The following is a 17,516-nucleotide window of genomic DNA, read 5'->3' on the forward strand; positions in this document are numbered from 1 at the left end:
AATATCATTGGGTTGTTATCATCGGTTTTATCTTTGAGTACCCTAGTTTTCGTCATCATGGACGGATCTCACTTTCCGCTTCTCGTTTGGCCTTACGAAGCTTTTCAGGGCTTGGTATTTTCTTTCGTTTGGGGTTTTGGTGTCTCGACAACAGTTGGTTATCTTTTCTCAATAATAGTTACCGTTACTGTAGCGGTAGTAAGTTTCGCATTGGGGCATAAATTATCGCGCTCTGTGGTCAAAAAAGGTAATCTTTAGCTGTTAATTCAAACACATAACAAGGCGTTTAAGCGGGATTCATGCCGCGTGGCATTTTTGGTATGCGGTGATTTTTGGTGGTGAAGTGGTCTGCGGAAGCTTGGTTTATGCGGCATTCACCCCTTAACGCAGCGTTATGCAATTATGAGGAAATAATGAAATTCGTATATATCTTTATTCTGGCAGCGGTAGCTACAGTGCACATATACATAGGATGGGAAACTAAGACTTCTCCTTTAGACTTTAATTTGATCCTGCTACTTTTAATCCCTTTTTTAACCTTTGTTTGGAAAGACGCTTCAGTAATAAAATTTGGTTCGAAGGGATTAGAGCTTGAGAAGTTAAAAAGTGATGTAAACAAGACTATCAAGCATGTAGCGCATGGTGATTCTGTTGATCATAAATCTATAAACAACTTGTATAAATCGGTTGAAAGTAATGATTGGTTAAAGCTTGTACTTTCCAGAATGTTAATGAGAAAGGGGTTAGTCGCGTTAGTTCCTGATCACGGGTTAGGTGTTTCACCGTCTTTAAATAAGTTAATTCCAATGTGTGAATCACTGGGAAAAATTACTGAATCTGAGGTGGCTGAACTAGAACGTTTACGCAATATAACTTTTTATGCTGAATGGTGGGACGGAGAAGTCCCGACTCATGAAGATTGGAAGTGGGCTTTAGAAACAGGGCAAGCAGTAGTCCAAAAGCTCTTCGACAAACAGCCAATTGCATAACAAGCAATTTAAGAGGGATTCACAACGCTCGGCATTTTTGCTTCTACTTCAAATTTAGTGTTTATGGCACAATGCTTTAGGTTTGGGTGGAGGCGTTGTTCACCCCTTAATTGGGCGTTATAAAGCTCACACTTACAAAGTAAATATCGGAGATTATAAATTAATAATGAATAACTTACGTAGTGCTACTGCCGATTGGATTACAATAATTACGGGGCTAAGCACCTTGATAATTAACTTAATGCCAGCTCTTATTGCAGATCGGTCTGTTGAAAATTATGACCCAGCTTGGCAGGGGCACTTAGATCATATGGCTACGACACTAGCGTGTGCTCTTACTTTTTACTTTTTTATTGATCAATCTATACGTGTATCAAGGAGAATAACAGCAGCTAGACTAAGTGTACTACCTGACCAATTGGTTTATGTCTTTTGTTGCCTAGGAGGTTTGTTATTGTTTGTAGCCACTCAAATTGTTTTTCAGTCCTATGTTTTTGATAGCCTCCAAACAACATATCTGGTAGTTCCTTCAATAGTATGGTGTTTAATAATGCTTGGATTGTTTATCGCTTGGACTGGTGGATGACCGCTTTATAACAAACAATTTAAGAGTGATTCGGCACGCGTGGCATTTTTGGTATGCGTTGGCTTTAGTGGTTAAGGTGGTATGCGGCGGCATTAGTATTGCGTGCCTCACACCTTAATTGGGCGTTATGAGCCTCGTACATATTGTACACAGTTGTAGAAATTGCAGTACTAACGCTAGTGGTATAGCTAAACCAATAGTCATGGAGGACATTGAAGAATGTTGGAAAAAGTAGAACAAGTACTTGATAGAAATGATTTATCTTATAAAACTGTAGGCAACTCACTGCACCTAAAGTTGGCTCGAGCAGGCGGAAAAGTCACAATCAAATATGACTATTCGACAAATTCGTACCTATATAGTTGTAATGAGTACCTATTAAGTTTCTCTAGCCTCATTTTCTTTGTTCTATCTTTCAACACGTTATACCAGCCTGACAAACAAATGTGGTCTGGCTATGTGGCTGGGTGCATGTTTGCAGCAGCAGTGTTTAATCTATTCCAAATAGTACTGGCACACATACAAATGCTGGATTTGAAATCTCAATTTAGAGAAGTGGGTGTTTATCTCAAGTCCGGCTCATAACAAAGCGTTAAAGAGGGACTTAGCACGCGTGGCATTTTTGGTTTGCGTTGGGTTTAGTGGTTAAGGTGTGATGCGGTCACTTTTGTATTGCGTGCCTGCGCCCCTTAACGCGGCGTTATGCTTAATCAAGTAAAAGTGTGCCGTGGGCACAGGATCCTGTTATCTAAGGAAGGTAAACAGGAGAATGAGCATAAGCTCATGAAGAGATGGAGGTAGGCCCTCCAGAGTCTGCTGTCGGAAGTCGGCTCTAAACCACTTTCAAGTGGCTGTTATTAAGAGTAATGGTCAGAAGCGTTGAAGGAAAGTCAGAATAGAATTCTGGCAAGGTAGAGTGCAAGGAGATGAGTAATCCCGAACCCATGTGGACGCGTCGTTAATTAGAACCAGCATCAAAACTGAGGTCGTTTTATTATCTCAGGACGAGTACACCGGTAAATTCCGAATGCTGGGTGTGCGGTGCTCGGCGTAAAGTGGGCATGACTTTGCACTAGGCTCTTTGTGGGAACCACGGGAACCAGTCATCACGATGTAAAGGAAGAAATATAAATGACTAAATTCATGAGTATGAGAGTACCGATGCGTGATACTGGGGCGGAGCAATTCGTAGTAGTGATGAAGGGCTTGTAATGAGCGTGGAGCGAAGGGATTGCGTCAAGTCGGTTGGAACGATGACTCAACTGCCGACAGGCAGGAGGAGGTCGCACGGACAACCAAAACCTTTTGCAATATCCAAATGGGATGTAATGACTGCGTTCGAGAAGGTAAAAGCCAACAAAGGCGGAGCCGGAGTGGATGGAGTAACGATAGAGGACTTTGAAAAAGACCTTAAAAACAACCTTTACAAGATATGGAACAGAATGTCATCGGGGTCCTACTTTCCCACACCGGTCGCAGCGGTAAGTATACCGAAAAAGTCTGGTGGAGAGAGGGTATTGGGTATCCCAACGGTCAGCGACCGAGTGGCGCAAACTGTGGTAAGAGACAAGCTTGAAATCATGCTCGAGCATCACTTCCTAGATGACTCTTACGGCTATCGAGTGGGTAAATCTGCTCATGATGCGATAGAAGTCACTAGAAGACGATGTTGGCAGTATGATTGGGTACTAGAGTTTGATATCAAAGGTCTCTTTGACAATATTCGTCATGACTTGTTGATGAAAGCGGTAAAGAAACATGTTCAGCTCGCTGAAGAGAGTCAGAGCCGGGATTATCAATGGATAACACTGTACATCGAAAGGTGGTTAGTTGCTCCGTTACAGAAAGCAGATGGGACGCAAACAGAAAGAGAGTTAGGAACGCCACAAGGTGGCGTGGTAAGCCCAGTGCTTGCCAACCTATTTCTTCACTATGTTTTTGATAAATGGCTGGAGAAGAATTATCCAGACAACCCATGGTGTCGATACGCAGATGATGGACTTGTCCATGCAAGGACAAAGCCGAAAGCGGAGAAGTTGAGGGATGAGCTAGCGAAGCGCTTCAAGGAGTGCGGACTGGAGATGCACCCAATTAAGACGAAGATTGTTTACTGCAAAGATGATATTAGACGAGGGTCAGGTAAGCATATAGAGCATAAACAATTTGATTTTCTAGGGTATACCTTCAGGGCCAGAACAAATAAGTGTAAACGTACAGGTCAACTCTATAATCGATTCCTGCCTGCGGTCAGTATGGCAGCAAAGAAAGTCATGCGAAGGCAAATCAGAGAGCTAAGAGTTCGCCAGGAAACGCAGTACAGCTTAGAGCAATTAAGCAGATGGTTAAGTCCAATGCTGAATGGTTGGATAAACTACTACGGAAAGTTCAGGCGAAGCGAATTAGACTCGGTATTCAGACACTTCAACAAGACTTTAGTACGTTGGGCGAGAAGGAAATTCAAATCGCTAAAATGTCACAAAAGTCGAACCGTAGCGTTCTTTGATAAGCTATCGGCTCAATGTCCTAGATTGTTTCCTCACTGGAAATTTGGTTCAGCAAGAAGTTTTACTTGATGGGAGCCGTATGAGCTGAGAGGTTCACGTACGGTTCTGCGAGAGGCTGCTGGGGTGGTTCCGGTGGCCTACTCACCTCAGTGATTTATGGTTTTTCTTTGCTCCCTCGGCTTTTCAGTTTTGTGTTTGTCGGCAAGTTGGCTTCAGTGGGCGCTGTTTTCTGGACACTTATTCTTTGGCGCTAGAAATTCAGAGAGTTGCCTCAATCAATTTTTGGGCCAGCGCGCGGTTAGGGCGGTTGGCTCAATCAGAAATCCATTTCTAGGTTTTCAAACTTCAAACTAGATTTGCCAAAATTCCGAGCCTGACTATCAAAACTATGATTTATTTCGGTTTTCTACGTTTTGGCTTTTGTTTGTGAATCAAAGTCGAGTTAATCTTGGTTCTGGTCAAACGTAACCCATTGAAGCTTAAGCATAACAAGGCGTTTAAGAGGGATTCATGCCGCGTGGCATTTTTGGTATGCGGTGAGTTTTGGTGGTGAAAGTGGTCTGCGGAAACTTGGTTTAGGCGGCACTCACCCCTTAACGCAGCGTTAGTTTGCAAGAGGAAAAACGCAGCTATATCGCAAGATCTAGTGGTAAAAGCTCAAAGTCGAAATTGTTATATCGGCGTTCAATTTCAGTGTTAACTAGCGTGGTGAAAACCCAAAATTGGCATCGTTTCAACGGTTGATTTGTTCTTTGGTGCGGCGACTTTTGGGTTAACTGAGTTGAACTTTTTTGCTGAAACTCTGCTCGTTGAGTTTGTTGGTACAAAAGCCGATTTACTCGCTGAAATGACGTTTTCTCTGGTGTCGTAAGTTTACGTGGTTTCAGTGACTTTGTTGAAAGTCCCCATTGTGAGATTGGTTTTCCAAAAGCGCTTTTTGGTGTTGTGAGTTCGTTTTCTGCGGCGTTGTTTTTTCCACGTGGTTTCATTGAGCAGCCGCTTTGAGACTACGCCTGACTTAAGCGCATCAAAACACATAAAGTTTATTGTTTGCAAAGTTTAAAATAACTTCAAATCAATGCCTTGGGTTTGCAAACTAACAAACTGCTCAAGAGGGATTCGCAACGCGTGGCATTTTTACTATGCGTTGAATTTAGTGGTTAGGGTGGTGTGCGGCGGCATCGGTATTGCGTTGCTCACCCCTTAGCAGGGCGTTAGCTGCTATCGAGGACAAAATGATTCGACATTTATTGCTTATAAAATTTAAACAATCCGCAGACTCATTAGAAATTGAAAAGTTAAGATGCTTGTTTGCGGCGATGCCGGAAAAAGTCGATGGTGTCCTCGCTGTTGAGTGGGGAGAAAACGATAGCCCCGAAGGCAAAAATCAAGGTTTCACGCATTCGGTTTTAATGACGTTTTCCGACGAAGCGGGCCGTCAAAACTATTTGCCACATCCAGAGCACGACGCACTTAAGCAAGTGTTTCGCCCTTTGCTCGAAGACATCGTGGTTTTTGATTACACAATCTAGAAGTGGGTAGCGCAGCTAACAAACTGTTCAAGTAGATTCGGCATGCGTGGCATTTTTGGTTTGCGTTGGTTTTAGTGATTACGTAGTGTTGCGGAAGCTTTTGTAGTGCATGCCTCACTACTTAACAGGGCGTTATGTTTAGTCACGTAAAATCAGTTGGTTGCATCTTTTCTTTGTTCCTTCGTATTTCTAATTTTGCTCTTGTCGGCAGGTTACCTTCAGTGGTCGCTGTTTTCTGGACTCCAATTCGTGGGCGCTAAAAATTCAGAGAGTTGCCTCATTAAAGTTCAGTGCGTTTTTGAGTCGAATGACGCGATCTTAGTTTCAAAGTTTGAGCTCCAGTTTTCGGTTTTTCACGCTAAAACTCAATATCAGTAAATTCAAATTTATTAGTTAATTCAGTTTTTTAGCGTCTGGTTTTGGTTTTCAAAGATAAGTTGAGTTAAGCTTTGGTATCGCAAAACTTAACCCTTGGAGCCTTAAACATAACAAAGCGTTTAAGTGGGATTCATGCCGCGTGGCATTTTTGGTATGCGGTTGGTTTTGGTGGTGAAAGTGGTCTGCGGAAACTTGGTTTGAGCGGCACTCACCCCTTAACGCAGCGTTAGGTGCCAATGCGAATAGGAGAAATATATATTTATGAAATTTATCGATAGCTTTATCTCATGGGTAATTACATTGTGCTCTCGAAATACATTCGAATCTCCTCGGCTATTGGTGAAATCGTATCTGATCGATTATAAAGACTGGAACGACAAAGCATATAAACTAAGAAAAGCGGAAGTTAATCACAGTGGTGGTGCAATGCAACTCGCCAACGAGTTATATAAAAAGAATATACTATCTAAATATTGTCAGTCAGACTTTGTTGGTGAGCCAATAGCATTTGGATCTGAGTCATCTCATGACCCAGAGAATGAAACTATCGTTACAGAAGAAATGATAGAAAACAGAGCGATAATCACTACAAAGCATACTAACAGCACAGGTTTTGTAGCGGACTATGAGTATAGGATGATAAAAAGTAATAATGGTAAGTGGTTCCTAGAAGCCGTTGATTATGTCGATTCAGACGGAAAGTACCCGGGATTGTAAGCACCTAACAAACTGTTCAAGAGGGATTCACAACGCGTGGCATTTTTACTATGCGTTGGTTTTGGTGTTTAAGGTGGTATGCAGCGGCTTCGGTATTGCGTTGCTCACCCCTTAACAGGGCGTTATGCATTAGAAGGTAACATTATGATTCTGAGAATATTTAAGCAAGAACATGATTTTAGTTGTGGTGTTGCATGTGTTGCTATGTTAGCAAGCTTAAATAAAGGCTCAGCGCATGAACAATATAGTTCTTGTATTAAGTTCTTATTTCCGAAATTGGCGGAAAATCAATTGGAAAAACCGAATGTAAACCTTAGAACTAAAATTGGACAGCTTCAATCGTACCTTTCAGAGCAAGGTCTACGAACTACTCGGTTTAAACTGAACGATCAATCGGTAGAACAGTTTGAAACCGGCGTTTCGATTGTCCTTATCCACGCCCAAAAGTTTCTTCATTGGGTATTAGTCTTTAAAGTTTCAAATGACATTTATGTTGTGGACCCAGAGGAAGAAACGGAATACAAGTTTAGCGATTATTTCTCGTATGATGGCTATGATATCTGTTTAAACAAAATGCATATTAAGTTGCCGGATCTATCCATTAGTAATGTTGTGTTAGGTGGAAAAAATGCATAACAAAGCATTTAAGACGGATTCCCAACGCTCGGCATTTTCGGTTTGCTTCGGCTTAAGTGTTTACAGCACAATACTTTAAGTTCAGTGGTCTGCGTTGCTCACCACTTAATGCGGCGTTATGTTTCATTTTAATTGAGGGTGGCACTATTAACATTAGAATTTTTTTAGCACTAACTCTAAATATAATTGCGATTATTCTTTCGACTATCTGGTGTTATAAGATGAACTGGCAGACTGATTCAGTACACTATGAGTCAATTCTAAGTACTATAACCCTTTTTATGACTCTTTCAGGGTTGAATTTTCTTAATGATAGAATTGGAAAACCAACACTCAAATTAAGAATGAAACCTATTACTGTTTATTCAGAGCTGTCGCCTACTGTAAACGCAGTAGCTCTGGACATTGTAAACCATTCACTCATGAAGGTTTATATTTCAAACATACAAATAGAAAACGATCAACGTATTCGTACTTCAGATGGTTTAACAAAAATAATCTCAAACCTAGTTGTTGATGGAACTAGCGGTAGGCATTTGGCACATCAGGCATTGGAGCCTGGTGAAAAGTTTAGGTTTACAATGACTCGATCTCAGTTTGGTGGCCAATGCCCTCAACAATTCGGTCGGCTAATAGTAACAACACAAACCGAACACAAATTTTATGTAAATAAAAGAAAGGTACAGGATGTATTTTCCCGCCTTGAAACATAACAAGCAATTTAAGAGGGATTCTCAACGCTTGGCACTTTTGCTTTTACTTGAAATATAGTGTTTACGGTACAATGCGTTAGGTTGGGTGGTGGCGTTGTTCACCCCTTAATTGGGCGTTAGGTTCACGAAGAAAAAAGCATCATTTTTGGGGAAAAGATTTGGGGATTTCTCTGGCTATTCGTTTACGGCTTTCAGCAAGCTGGCTTGATCTATCCAAATCATCACGTTTCTTTACCTGTGTCTCATGCCAAAATTCGTGGGTTGCTTCATTGGAAAATGGAGTAGGTTGGTTGAAAGTTTCACTGACTCAAAATCGTTTTAAGTTAACCGATTAAACTGACTTAATCATTTGTTTTTAGGTTGCTCGCATTTGTCTGCCCAATTGAGTGAATTACTTGGAAATGGTTCAGCGCAATGCGTTAATCTAGCGGGATTCTTTGCCAAGTTGGTGCAGGTTAAACAGTAAAACCTAACAAGAAATTCAAGCCTGACTACCAACGCGTGGCTGAATCTGCTCTAAATGGGTTTAGTGATTACGGTGCATTGCTTTTAATGACTTTGTGCGTTGGCAGCAGCTTAATTCGGCGTTAGCATGCAAATAGCGTCAATCAGGTTTTGAAGGATTATAATGAAACTTGTAACGAAAAGAGTAGAGAATTTAGGAACTCCTTCATCTGAAAATGGAGTTTTCTCAATGCTTAGTGAGCTCAGAAGAGAGCTTCTACTAGAGATTTCGGAAGGAGAAAAAAGGATAGGAAGTTCAGAAGAAATAAAAAGTTGGATTTTAGAGCACTATCAAGCCAACCCCTTAGTTGGTGATATGTATAATGCAATTTTAATGATAAAAAAAGATTTAGTTTATTCTGAAGGCGATTTACCACAGCTTGCGGAATGTAAGTCTAAGATATCTCAATTGGAAACATTACCTCTTCCTGAGTTTTGCTTTATAACTTCTCGTATTCAAGATGTAGAAAAAGGAGTGTTAATTCAAAGAGAAGAGCTTAAAGGCGCTGGTTTAGTCTATTCTATAACAATTTTCGATAGAGAGTACTTAACGAAGAAAGCAGTACGCCTAGAAATTCGAGTGTGTAAAAAAGAACCAGAGCCATTTGTTTCTCTTTTTACCATTAATGGCTGGATTCATATATCTAAGGAAAATATACAATCAAATGAGTATGCCGTATTTGCTCTCCGATGTTTAATAGCCTATCACCGTTACGAGTATCCAGTATTAACAAAAGATTTAATAATTGTTGATGAACAAGATAAGCTTACTGATAATGACTATTTATTAGATTTAATAGTTAAGGCTCATAAAAATGAAATAAAATGCTATAAAGCAGAAGTTCCATTAAATATTATTAAGCCACGTGATATTGAATACGCATTATCTATTCCGAAAGAAAGAATTCAGTCTTACATTAACAAAGTGTGTGATTTTGGCTTTTCTTTCTCTGAGTTGCTTATCTATGAAGATGGTAATGTTTTCATAACTGATGACGATTATCCTGTATACCTTGCTTATGCAGCAATGGATATTAGTATGGTTCCAGCGGTAATATTAGGTGAATTTAAGAACACTGATGTGAAAGTTTTGTCTGAGGGAGGAGGAGAGTTGATGCCTCCGATAGGTGTCGAAGAAATTGAAGACTCAGGTATTCCTATTAAAACTAAAGAACAAGCTCTTAGAGAGAAAATATCTAGTTTATGCCCCAAAATTTCTGATTCTACGAAACTGGAAAATAGATTTGTTCATTTCTGTAGACTAATTGGTAGTAGATCGACAAAAGAAAAAGAGCTACATGAATTTTTAAATAAAAATCCACAAATTTTAGATAGTCATATGGCCTCTATGTTCAGCGAAGTTAGAATAGGTCGCTATAGATCAGACTTAGTTATACGTTATGAGCAAGTCGACAAAAAAGTAGTATTGGTTGAGCTGGAGCGTCATAGTGATAAAATATTTACGAAGTCCAACCGTATAAGAAAAAAAGTTACTCATGCATCTCAACAAGTGGAAGACTGGATTAACGAAATTAGATTAGGGACAAATAATGCACCGAAATGGTTAACGAATCAGTATAATCCTGAAGGTTTTGTCGTTATTGGTCGCTCAAAAGACCTCTCAGAAGACCAAAAACAAATTTTGTTTTCATTAAATGTGAATCGTAAGGTAAAGATAATAACCTATGATGATTTGTTGGAGCGAATGAAACGGCTTATGGGAATGATTGGTGGCTTAAACTAGTAAATGCATCTATGCCGTTATTAATATGTGTTCTGGCGTTCTAATATGCGAATGCTAACAAATTGCTTAAGAGTGACAGCTAACCTTTGGCATTTTTGGTTTGGGTGAGTTTAGTGATTACGGTGGCTTTGCTTGAACTTAATGGTTGGTTAGCTGCACCTTAGCAAAGCGTTATGTTTAGTCACGTAAAATCAGTTGGTTGCATCTTTTCTTTGCTTTCTCAGCTTTCTAATTTTGGTCTTGTCGGCAAGTTAACTTCAGTGTTCGCTGTTTTCTGGACTCCAATTCGTGGGCGCTAAAAATTCTGAGAGTCGCCTCATTTAAGTTCAGTGCGTTTTTGAGTCGAATGACGCAAAGTTTGAGCTCCAATTTTCGGTTTTCCACGCTAAAACTCAATATCAGTAAATTCAAATTTATTAGTTAATTCAGTTTTTTAGCGTCTAGTTTTGGTTTTCAAAGATAAGTTGAGTTAAGCTTTGGTATCGCAAAACTTAACCCTTTGAGCCTTAAACATAACAAGGCGTTTAAGTGGGATTCATGCCGCGTGGCATTTTTGGTATGCGGTGAGTTTTGGTGGTGAAAGTGGTCTGCGGGAAGTTGGTTTAGGCGGCATTCACCCCTTAACGCAGCGTTATGTTTAGTCACGTAAAATCAGTTGGTTGCATCTTTTCTTTGCTTTCTCAGCTTTCTAATTTTGGTCTTGTCGGCAAGTTACGTTTAGTGGTCGCTGTTTTCTGGACTCCAATTCGTGGGCGCTAAAAATTCAGAGAGTTGCCTCATTAAAGTTCAGTGCGTTTGTGAGTCGAATGAAGCGATGTTAGTTTCAACGTTTGAGCACCAGCTTTCGGTTTCTCACGCTAAAATCTCAATGTCAGTACAATCAAATTTATGAGTTAATTCAGCTTTTTAGCTTCTAACTTTGGTTTTCAAAGATAAGTCGAGTTAAGCTCTTGGTATCGTAAAACTTAACCGTTCGAGTCTTAAACATAACAAGGCGTTTAAGCGGGATTCATGCCGCGTGGCATTTTTGGTTTGCGGTGATTTTTGTGGTGAAAGTGGTGTGCGGAAACTTGGTTTAGGCGGCACTCACCCCTTAACGCGGCGTTATGCTTAATCACCTAAAATCAGTGGTTTATGGTTTTTCTTTGTTCCCTAGGCTTTTCAGTTTTGTGTTTGTCGGCAAGCTGGCTTTTTTGAGCGCTGTTTTTCGGACACTTATTCTTTGGCGCTAGAAATTCAGAGAATTGCCTCATTCAATTCTTGGGCAAGCGCGAGGTTAGGGCGGTTGGCTCAATCAGAGACTTGATCTTAGGTTTTTTCGTTTTAGCTGCCAAATTTCAAAGTCTGATTTTCAAAATCATGAGTCATTTCAGTTTTTTGGTTTTTGGCTTTTGTTTGTGAATCAAAGTCGAGTTAATCTTGTTTTTAGTAAAACGTAAGCCATTGAAGCTTAAGCATAACAAGGCGTTTAAGCGGGATTCATGCCGCGTGGCATTTTTGGTTTGCAGTGAGTTTTGGTGGTGAAGGTGGTCTGCGGAAAGTTGGTTTATGCGGCATTCACCCCTTAACGCAGCGTTAAATGTAAAGGTCAGTTATGCAAGATGTTTTAAAGGAAACAATTAAGTTTTCGACTGAAAAGGCGGTTTTGTTTCAGTTCAACTCTAAGAGTAAATTGGCAGCCTATAGTATGGGTATTTATTGCACATTAATAGAGCTATCGGATTCATTTCATACGCTCATGGATAGTCAAAACTATACGGGCTCATTGTCAATTTATCGCTCATTTATAGAGAATTATGTCGATTTAAGAAACCTGCAATTAAATCCTCATTATGTATATCAATTGGATTACGGTAGCTATCTGCAGGAGCAGCGGTTATTGAAGGCAGCGGCAAAAGAAAACCCTTATTTGTCTTCAATTTCCCAATACGCTGATGAGAAACTTCCCTTAATTTCTGTTGAAATCGACAAGCTGAAGGAAAATGAAGACTACAAACTCTGTTACACGATAAAAGACAAGTTTAGCCGTGCGAATATGGAAGCTGAATATGAAGGGTTATACCCGACATTAAGCGCAGAGTCGCACTGTAGTTTAGATGCAATCTTTTCTCGTCACTTTAATATCGACCCAAAAACAGGCTGTGTAGATATTTCAATCAATGATAAATGTAACAGCAAGGACTACCACTTCTATATCGTTAACCTGACCAATTACTTGATTACCGCAGGTATAGCGGTAGCCAATATAATGGAAGGGCAGCAACTGGATGTGTATGTCAGTAAAAAAGAGCAACTATTAGATGTACTGTGATTCTTACATTTAACAATCTGTTTAAGAGGGATTCGCAACGCGTGGCATTTTTACTATGCGTTAGTTTAAGTGTTTAAGGAGGTATGCGGCGGCATCAGTATTGCGTTGCTCACCCCTTAACAGGGCGTTAGGGGCTTTCGCATAATTTTAGTTAATACGAAGAGGTAGATTTTTGAGCGTTAAAAGTGTTGTTTGGTTTGTAGCAATTAGCTTTACGGTTTTATCATTGGCGTCGTCAGTAGTTGCTTTTAATGATCCTGTTTTTGAACTTAATGAGAACCAAGTTCTCTACCTTTATTCAACATCAGCACAGGTATTAGCTGGTATTTATGGGCTTACATTGTCCGGATTTATCTTTTTTCGAAACGAGCTAAGTCGTGAACAATTCGAAGATAATTCACTTTCAGATGCTGTTGAACGGCTTAAAAAACGATATTTTTACTTATTAGGTGTAGTTACGTTCTGTACGTTTTTGACTCTGGGGTTATCAAATATGGTGATTGCAATGGAGGGCTCTAATAGCGGCGTTTTTCAAGGTAGTTGTCATCATTCGCTTAGTTATTAAGCGGCTTTTCTTTCTGGATTTAGATGAACCTCACCAACGGGTTCACAGTTCCTTATCTTGCCTGACCAACGCTCTGGGTGTCGCTCTCTTGCTATCGACAACACATCCGAACGACGTCTTAAAATCTCGCTATCTTTACCACTGTGACGCTCTGATGGCGTAACGTAATTTAACTTACTGTGCTTGTGCTCGGTGTTGTACCAACGTACGAACGCCTCAACCCAACTACGACTTGCATCGAGTTGTTCAAAGCCTTTTGTTGGCCAGCTAGGCATGTACTTCACTGTGCGGAACAGCGACTCAACATACGGGTTATCATCACTGACTCTCGGGCGACTGTATGATGAAGTAATACCAAGCTCATCCATTTTCGCTCTGAACGTCAGTGACTTCATTGGCGCACCATTGTCCGAGTGAAGTACCAGTGGCTGATTAAAGCATTGCTCGCGCATCAGCGTCCGCTGCAATAACTGTGACGCTAACTCACCGCATTCACATTCGTAGACATCATAGCCAACGATTTTTCGGCTATAGATATCTTCAATCACGTAGAGAATAGTGCTGTCCCTTAACCACAGATGGCAAGTACGTAATGTCCCATGTGTACACCTGATTGGGACCTGTTGCCGTATAACTTGTTGGCTTGGCCTGCCTTTGTCGACTTCGCTGACGACCTCGGGTATGAAGCTGACCTTCTGCTTTCAAAACCCGATAGTAGCTCGACTCTGAAGCAATATACTCACCATTATCAAGCAACGTCGGGACAATTTGAGTTGGTGGTAAACTTGCGTATTCAGGGCGGTTGCACACCTCAATAATCGCATTGCGCTCTTGCGGTGATAGCTTGTTAGCAGGCACAGGTCTAACGCAGGTCGGTCTTTTGTCTGTCCGTATTTCACCTCGCTGATACCAGCGTCGATACGTTCTCAAGTCGATTTGAACTTCATTGCAGGCGTACTCTAGACGGCAGCCACTTCGCTTGGCATCGTGGATAAGAGTGAGCAAGTATTGCCTTTCATCGGTTGAGGTTAATCTTCCTCTGGCTCTTCCCCGTAAAAGGCTCTCAGCTTTTTTCGAAGAACCAATAGCGCCGCCGTTTCCGCTAACGCTTTTTCTTTAAAGCGTAACTCTTTTTTCAGCTCTTTAATTTCAAGTTTGTCAGCTTTAGCTTGTTTCTTGGCTTCAGCCTCACGCTCTTTAGCAGACATAAACCCTTGCATACACTCACTTCGCCAACCTTGCACTTGTTCAGGGAACAAGCCTTTCTCGCGGCAATACTGACTGAGTTCATTCTCCGTCATCGAGTAAGTTTCAGCGACAATGGCGAGTTTAGTTTGAGCAGACCACTGCTCTGATGAAGTATGACTATTTGGCACAGCGGCTCCTGAACGTCTAAGTTGCTGCCGCCAATGATACAGGGTGGCAGTGCTAATACCTTCCTCTTTTGCTACTTGGCTTACAGACATTGAATAAGGAGGCAGTAGCTTCTTCAATATGGCTTCTTTTCTTTCTGTTGGAATGCGATTCAAAACTCACTCATTACCACCCAAACTGGTTAAATTTTAACAGTGACAACTATCCTGCCAGAGGGGGGTTCCCTCGGCGTTTCAGTTTTGTGTTTGTCGGCAAGTTGGCTTTTTAGAGCGCTGTTTTTCGGACACTTATTCTTTGGCGCTAGAAATTCAGAGAATTGCCTCAATCAATTTTTGGGCAAGCGCGAGGTTAGGGCGGTTGGCTCAATCAGAAATTTGATCTTAGGTTTTTCGGTTTTATCTGCCAAAGTTCAAAGTCTGATTATCAAAACTATGATTCATTTCGGTTTTCTACGTTTTGGTTTTTGTTTGTGAATCAAAGTCGAGTTAATCTTGGTTCTAGTCAAACGTAAGCCATTGAAGCTTAAGCATAACAAAGCGTTTAAGTGGGATTTGGCACGCGTGGCATTTTCGGTTTGCGTTGGGCTCAGTGATTAAGTCGCTGTGCGGTAGCTTTTGTATTGCGTGCCTGCACCCCTTAACGCAGCGTTATGCAAATATTCAAATCAGCCCATTTCTCAATGCTTATGTCTTAGGCTGTAGATGTAAATAAATTGGCTAACTGGCTAAAGCATTCTGGTAAACTGCGTCCAAACTAAGCGGTATTATTAGGACCAAAGCAATGAGCCAAGATCAGCCAAACAACCCTTTACATGGATTAACGTTAGAGAAAATCCTTGTTCGCTTACAAGAGCACTATGGTTGGGAAGGGTTAGACAGAGAAATTCAAATTAACTGTTTTTACAGCAATCCATCAATCAAATCTTCTCTTAAGTTTTTGCGTCGCACACAGTGGGCGAGAGACAAGGTTGAGGCTTTGTATATAGATACGTTTTGCCGTTAGAACATTTGCATAACAAAGCGTTTAAGAGGGATTCATGCCGCGTGGCATTTTTGGTTTGCAGTGAGTTTTGGTGGTGAAAGCGGTCTGCAGAAACTTGGTTTATGCGGCACTCACCCCTTAACGCAGCGTTATATGCCAGTAATCAGGAAGTCGATAGCAGCAATAATCTCGTTTCTAAAAGTGCTCAAATCATTTACCGGATCACGCAATATCTTAGTTGGTACACTCGCCATTTGGTGAGTTAGGATTACGAAGTCACCTTCATCAATGTGGATCACTGGGCATAGGTGAGTAGGGGCTTTCTTCTCTAACATTTCAACCGGTGTTAATGGAATCACCAGTCGGGTATTCAGTGTATCAAGCATTTCACTTTGAACATCAACAAAGTATGGGTAAGCGGTAGCAGTGCTTTTATCGTTATTTTGGTATAGTGAAAACTGTGACATTAGAATACTCGATAAGAATCAGAAAACAGACCGTGATTTTCGGTTAGTTCATTGCAAGCGTTGATAGCATCAGCATTTTGCTCTAACCACTCAGTCTTACGGCGCTGATTTACTTCTTTTTCAAGGGCTTTTTCCATTGTTGCCGAGAGGTTTATGTTTAGGCGCTTAGCTTCAGCGAGTAACTCGCTATTTAAGCTTAAGTTTGCAGCCTTCTTGGGTGCTTGCGTACTATATGCGTTTCTCATAATAATTACCTATGCGTATTTATGGTGCGCATTAAGTATAGGCGCACGAAAGGCATATAACAAACAATTTAAGAGTGATTCCCCACGCTTGGCATTTTTAGTTTGGGTTTAGTTTAGTGTTTACGGCGTCCAAGTTGAGTGCAGTGGTAGCGTGGCTCACACCTTAATTGGGCGTTATGTGTCCGAGTAAGTTCGAAGATGTAATTGATAATCATGTAACTGTGCTTTCCTTCTCAAGGTCTTATTTTTAATCAGTTTTTAGTTATGTGGATTTGTTTTAAAAGTGTAGGCTAGTTTGTGTTTAAATGCGGAGGTCTCATGGTTAAACATATTTATCAACAATACAATTCTCTTAAAGAAGGTGAAAAAGAGTATCTTAAATTAAACCCTCACCATGCTATAGCAATAAAAGAAGCGAAAGATGTTGCTTTTTTCGAAACAGAATCTCGCTTTGGCATCAATGGACACAATGATAAAAGCGATGCATTTCGTCATTGTTTTTGGTCTTCGATGCTAGCTCGTGACATTGGATACAAAAATGCTCTCGAATTTACGACAGCACATGAAAACTTTCCGGAAAACCCAGAAAATGAAAAGGTCATGGATTTACACAATAATAAAGTTGGTATTCGGTTAGGGTTATCGATGGCGAGTAATGATAAACTTGCACATTATTGTTACACTTCATTGCTAGCAGGTCGTCTTAAGGTAATAAAGAAAGAGAAGAAAGAGAAGAAAAAATGAAAAAATTGGTTATGATTTTCTTTATTTTACTTCAAGTATCCTGTTCAGATACAAATGAGATACAACTAAGATTAAATGACAGTAGTGTCGATTTTTCTGAAGTTGTCGAAGGTGATTGGAATCGAGTCTGTTTTTTAGGTCCGTACTCCAATAATACTGCTGCTCGTTCTTTACTGGGATTCGACTGGGATGCTGAGAATCTAAGTAGAATATCAGATTTAGATAGTATTACACTTTTATTATTTGCTAATGATGACGAAGTTATTAAATATAGTGAATTATCAAGGGAAATTGATTTTTCACTTTTTAGTAATACATGTATAAAACGTACTGAGGCAAAATTTAGCATTGGTGTGAATGATGTAGTCAATGTAGGAAGATAAAAATAAAAGTCACCTTAGTTGTAACACATAACAAACTGTTTAAGAGTGATTCGCAACGCATGGCATTTTTACTATGCGTTGCGTTTAGTGTTTAAGGTGCTATGCGGCGGCATCGGTATTGCGTTGCTCACACCTTAACAGGG

The 17,516-nt window shown here is 40.5% G+C and carries 15 protein-coding genes and 1 pseudogene; 13 read left to right on the top strand and 3 right to left on the bottom strand.

The annotated features are described in order from the left end of the window. Window positions 1-413: 413 nt before the first annotated feature. From AOT11_RS14585 to AOT11_RS23435, 10 genes are all read left to right on the top strand, one after another. On the top strand, window positions 414-989 hold the full coding sequence (locus tag AOT11_RS14585; RefSeq protein WP_017420645.1) for a hypothetical protein: 576 nt from the start codon (window positions 414-416) through the stop codon (window positions 987-989). Window positions 990-1,794: 805 nt separating this feature from the next. After that, the gene (locus AOT11_RS23885) at window positions 1,795-2,160 is read left to right on the top strand and encodes a hypothetical protein (protein WP_017420643.1); all 366 of its coding nucleotides are present in this window, start codon (window positions 1,795-1,797) and stop codon (window positions 2,158-2,160) included. Window positions 2,161-2,903: 743 nt separating this feature from the next. Next, a complete protein-coding gene (ltrA, locus tag AOT11_RS14600; protein ID WP_237342674.1) occupies window positions 2,904-4,148 on the top strand; it encodes a group II intron reverse transcriptase/maturase in 1,245 nt (414 codons plus the stop codon). 1,166 nt (window positions 4,149-5,314) lie between these two features. Then, window positions 5,315-5,611, top strand: coding sequence for a Dabb family protein (locus tag AOT11_RS14620; protein WP_017420449.1), 297 nt, complete (start codon window positions 5,315-5,317; stop codon window positions 5,609-5,611). 639 nt (window positions 5,612-6,250) lie between these two features. Continuing rightward, window positions 6,251-6,706, top strand: coding sequence for a hypothetical protein (locus tag AOT11_RS14630; protein ID WP_017420450.1), 456 nt, complete (start codon window positions 6,251-6,253; stop codon window positions 6,704-6,706). Between the two features lie 144 nt (window positions 6,707-6,850). Continuing rightward, on the top strand, window positions 6,851-7,342 hold the full coding sequence (locus AOT11_RS14640) for a cysteine peptidase family C39 domain-containing protein (RefSeq protein WP_017420452.1): 492 nt from the start codon (window positions 6,851-6,853) through the stop codon (window positions 7,340-7,342). Window positions 7,343-7,563: 221 nt separating this feature from the next. Then, window positions 7,564-8,055, top strand: a complete 492-nt coding sequence (locus tag AOT11_RS14645; RefSeq protein WP_017420453.1) for a hypothetical protein — start codon at window positions 7,564-7,566, stop codon at window positions 8,053-8,055. A gap of 628 nt (window positions 8,056-8,683) precedes the next feature. Continuing rightward, on the top strand, window positions 8,684-10,303 hold the full coding sequence (locus tag AOT11_RS14650) for a Shedu immune nuclease family protein (protein WP_223848397.1): 1,620 nt from the start codon (window positions 8,684-8,686) through the stop codon (window positions 10,301-10,303). A gap of 1,594 nt (window positions 10,304-11,897) precedes the next feature. Beyond that, window positions 11,898-12,614: a DUF5677 domain-containing protein gene (locus AOT11_RS14675; protein ID WP_017420756.1), complete on the top strand. Its 717-nt coding sequence runs from the start codon at window positions 11,898-11,900 to the stop codon at window positions 12,612-12,614. A gap of 172 nt (window positions 12,615-12,786) precedes the next feature. Continuing rightward, window positions 12,787-13,179, top strand: a complete 393-nt coding sequence (locus tag AOT11_RS23435; protein ID WP_140398712.1) for a hypothetical protein — start codon at window positions 12,787-12,789, stop codon at window positions 13,177-13,179. On the opposite strand, the pseudogene AOT11_RS14680 reads toward AOT11_RS23435, so the two are convergent. Then, window positions 13,176-14,708, bottom strand: a pseudogene (locus AOT11_RS14680) (IS3 family transposase). The gene AOT11_RS23435 and the pseudogene AOT11_RS14680 overlap by 4 nt on opposite strands. A 625-nt stretch (window positions 14,709-15,333) precedes the next feature. Between AOT11_RS14680 and AOT11_RS14690 the strand changes: the two are divergent. Next, window positions 15,334-15,555, top strand: coding sequence for a VF530 family protein (locus AOT11_RS14690; protein ID WP_017420735.1), 222 nt, complete (start codon window positions 15,334-15,336; stop codon window positions 15,553-15,555). 128 nt (window positions 15,556-15,683) lie between these two features. On the opposite strand, the gene AOT11_RS14700 is transcribed toward AOT11_RS14690, so the two are convergent. Continuing rightward, window positions 15,684-16,001 carry a CcdB family protein gene (locus AOT11_RS14700; RefSeq protein ID WP_026050327.1) on the bottom strand — a complete coding sequence of 106 codons (318 nt, stop codon included), beginning with the start codon at window positions 15,999-16,001 and terminating at the stop codon, window positions 15,684-15,686. Next, window positions 16,001-16,246: a type II toxin-antitoxin system CcdA family antitoxin gene (locus AOT11_RS14705; protein WP_026050326.1), complete on the bottom strand. Its 246-nt coding sequence runs from the start codon at window positions 16,244-16,246 to the stop codon at window positions 16,001-16,003. The genes AOT11_RS14700 and AOT11_RS14705 overlap by 1 nt, the downstream gene beginning before the upstream one ends. Window positions 16,247-16,564: 318 nt before the next feature. Between AOT11_RS14705 and AOT11_RS14710 the strand changes: the two genes are divergently transcribed. Together AOT11_RS14710 and AOT11_RS14715 are read left to right on the top strand one after the other, a co-directional pair. Continuing rightward, the gene (locus tag AOT11_RS14710; RefSeq protein WP_017420616.1) at window positions 16,565-16,990 is read left to right on the top strand and encodes a DUF6973 domain-containing protein; all 426 of its coding nucleotides are present in this window, start codon (window positions 16,565-16,567) and stop codon (window positions 16,988-16,990) included. Continuing rightward, window positions 16,987-17,373: a hypothetical protein gene (locus tag AOT11_RS14715; protein WP_017420617.1), complete on the top strand. Its 387-nt coding sequence runs from the start codon at window positions 16,987-16,989 to the stop codon at window positions 17,371-17,373. Before AOT11_RS14710 ends, AOT11_RS14715 begins: the two co-directional genes overlap by 4 nt. The last annotated feature ends 143 nt before the right edge of the window (window positions 17,374-17,516 follow it).

The sequence above is a fragment of the Vibrio vulnificus NBRC 15645 = ATCC 27562 genome, assembly GCF_002224265.1.
Classification (GTDB): Bacteria; Pseudomonadota; Gammaproteobacteria; order Enterobacterales; family Vibrionaceae; genus Vibrio; species Vibrio vulnificus.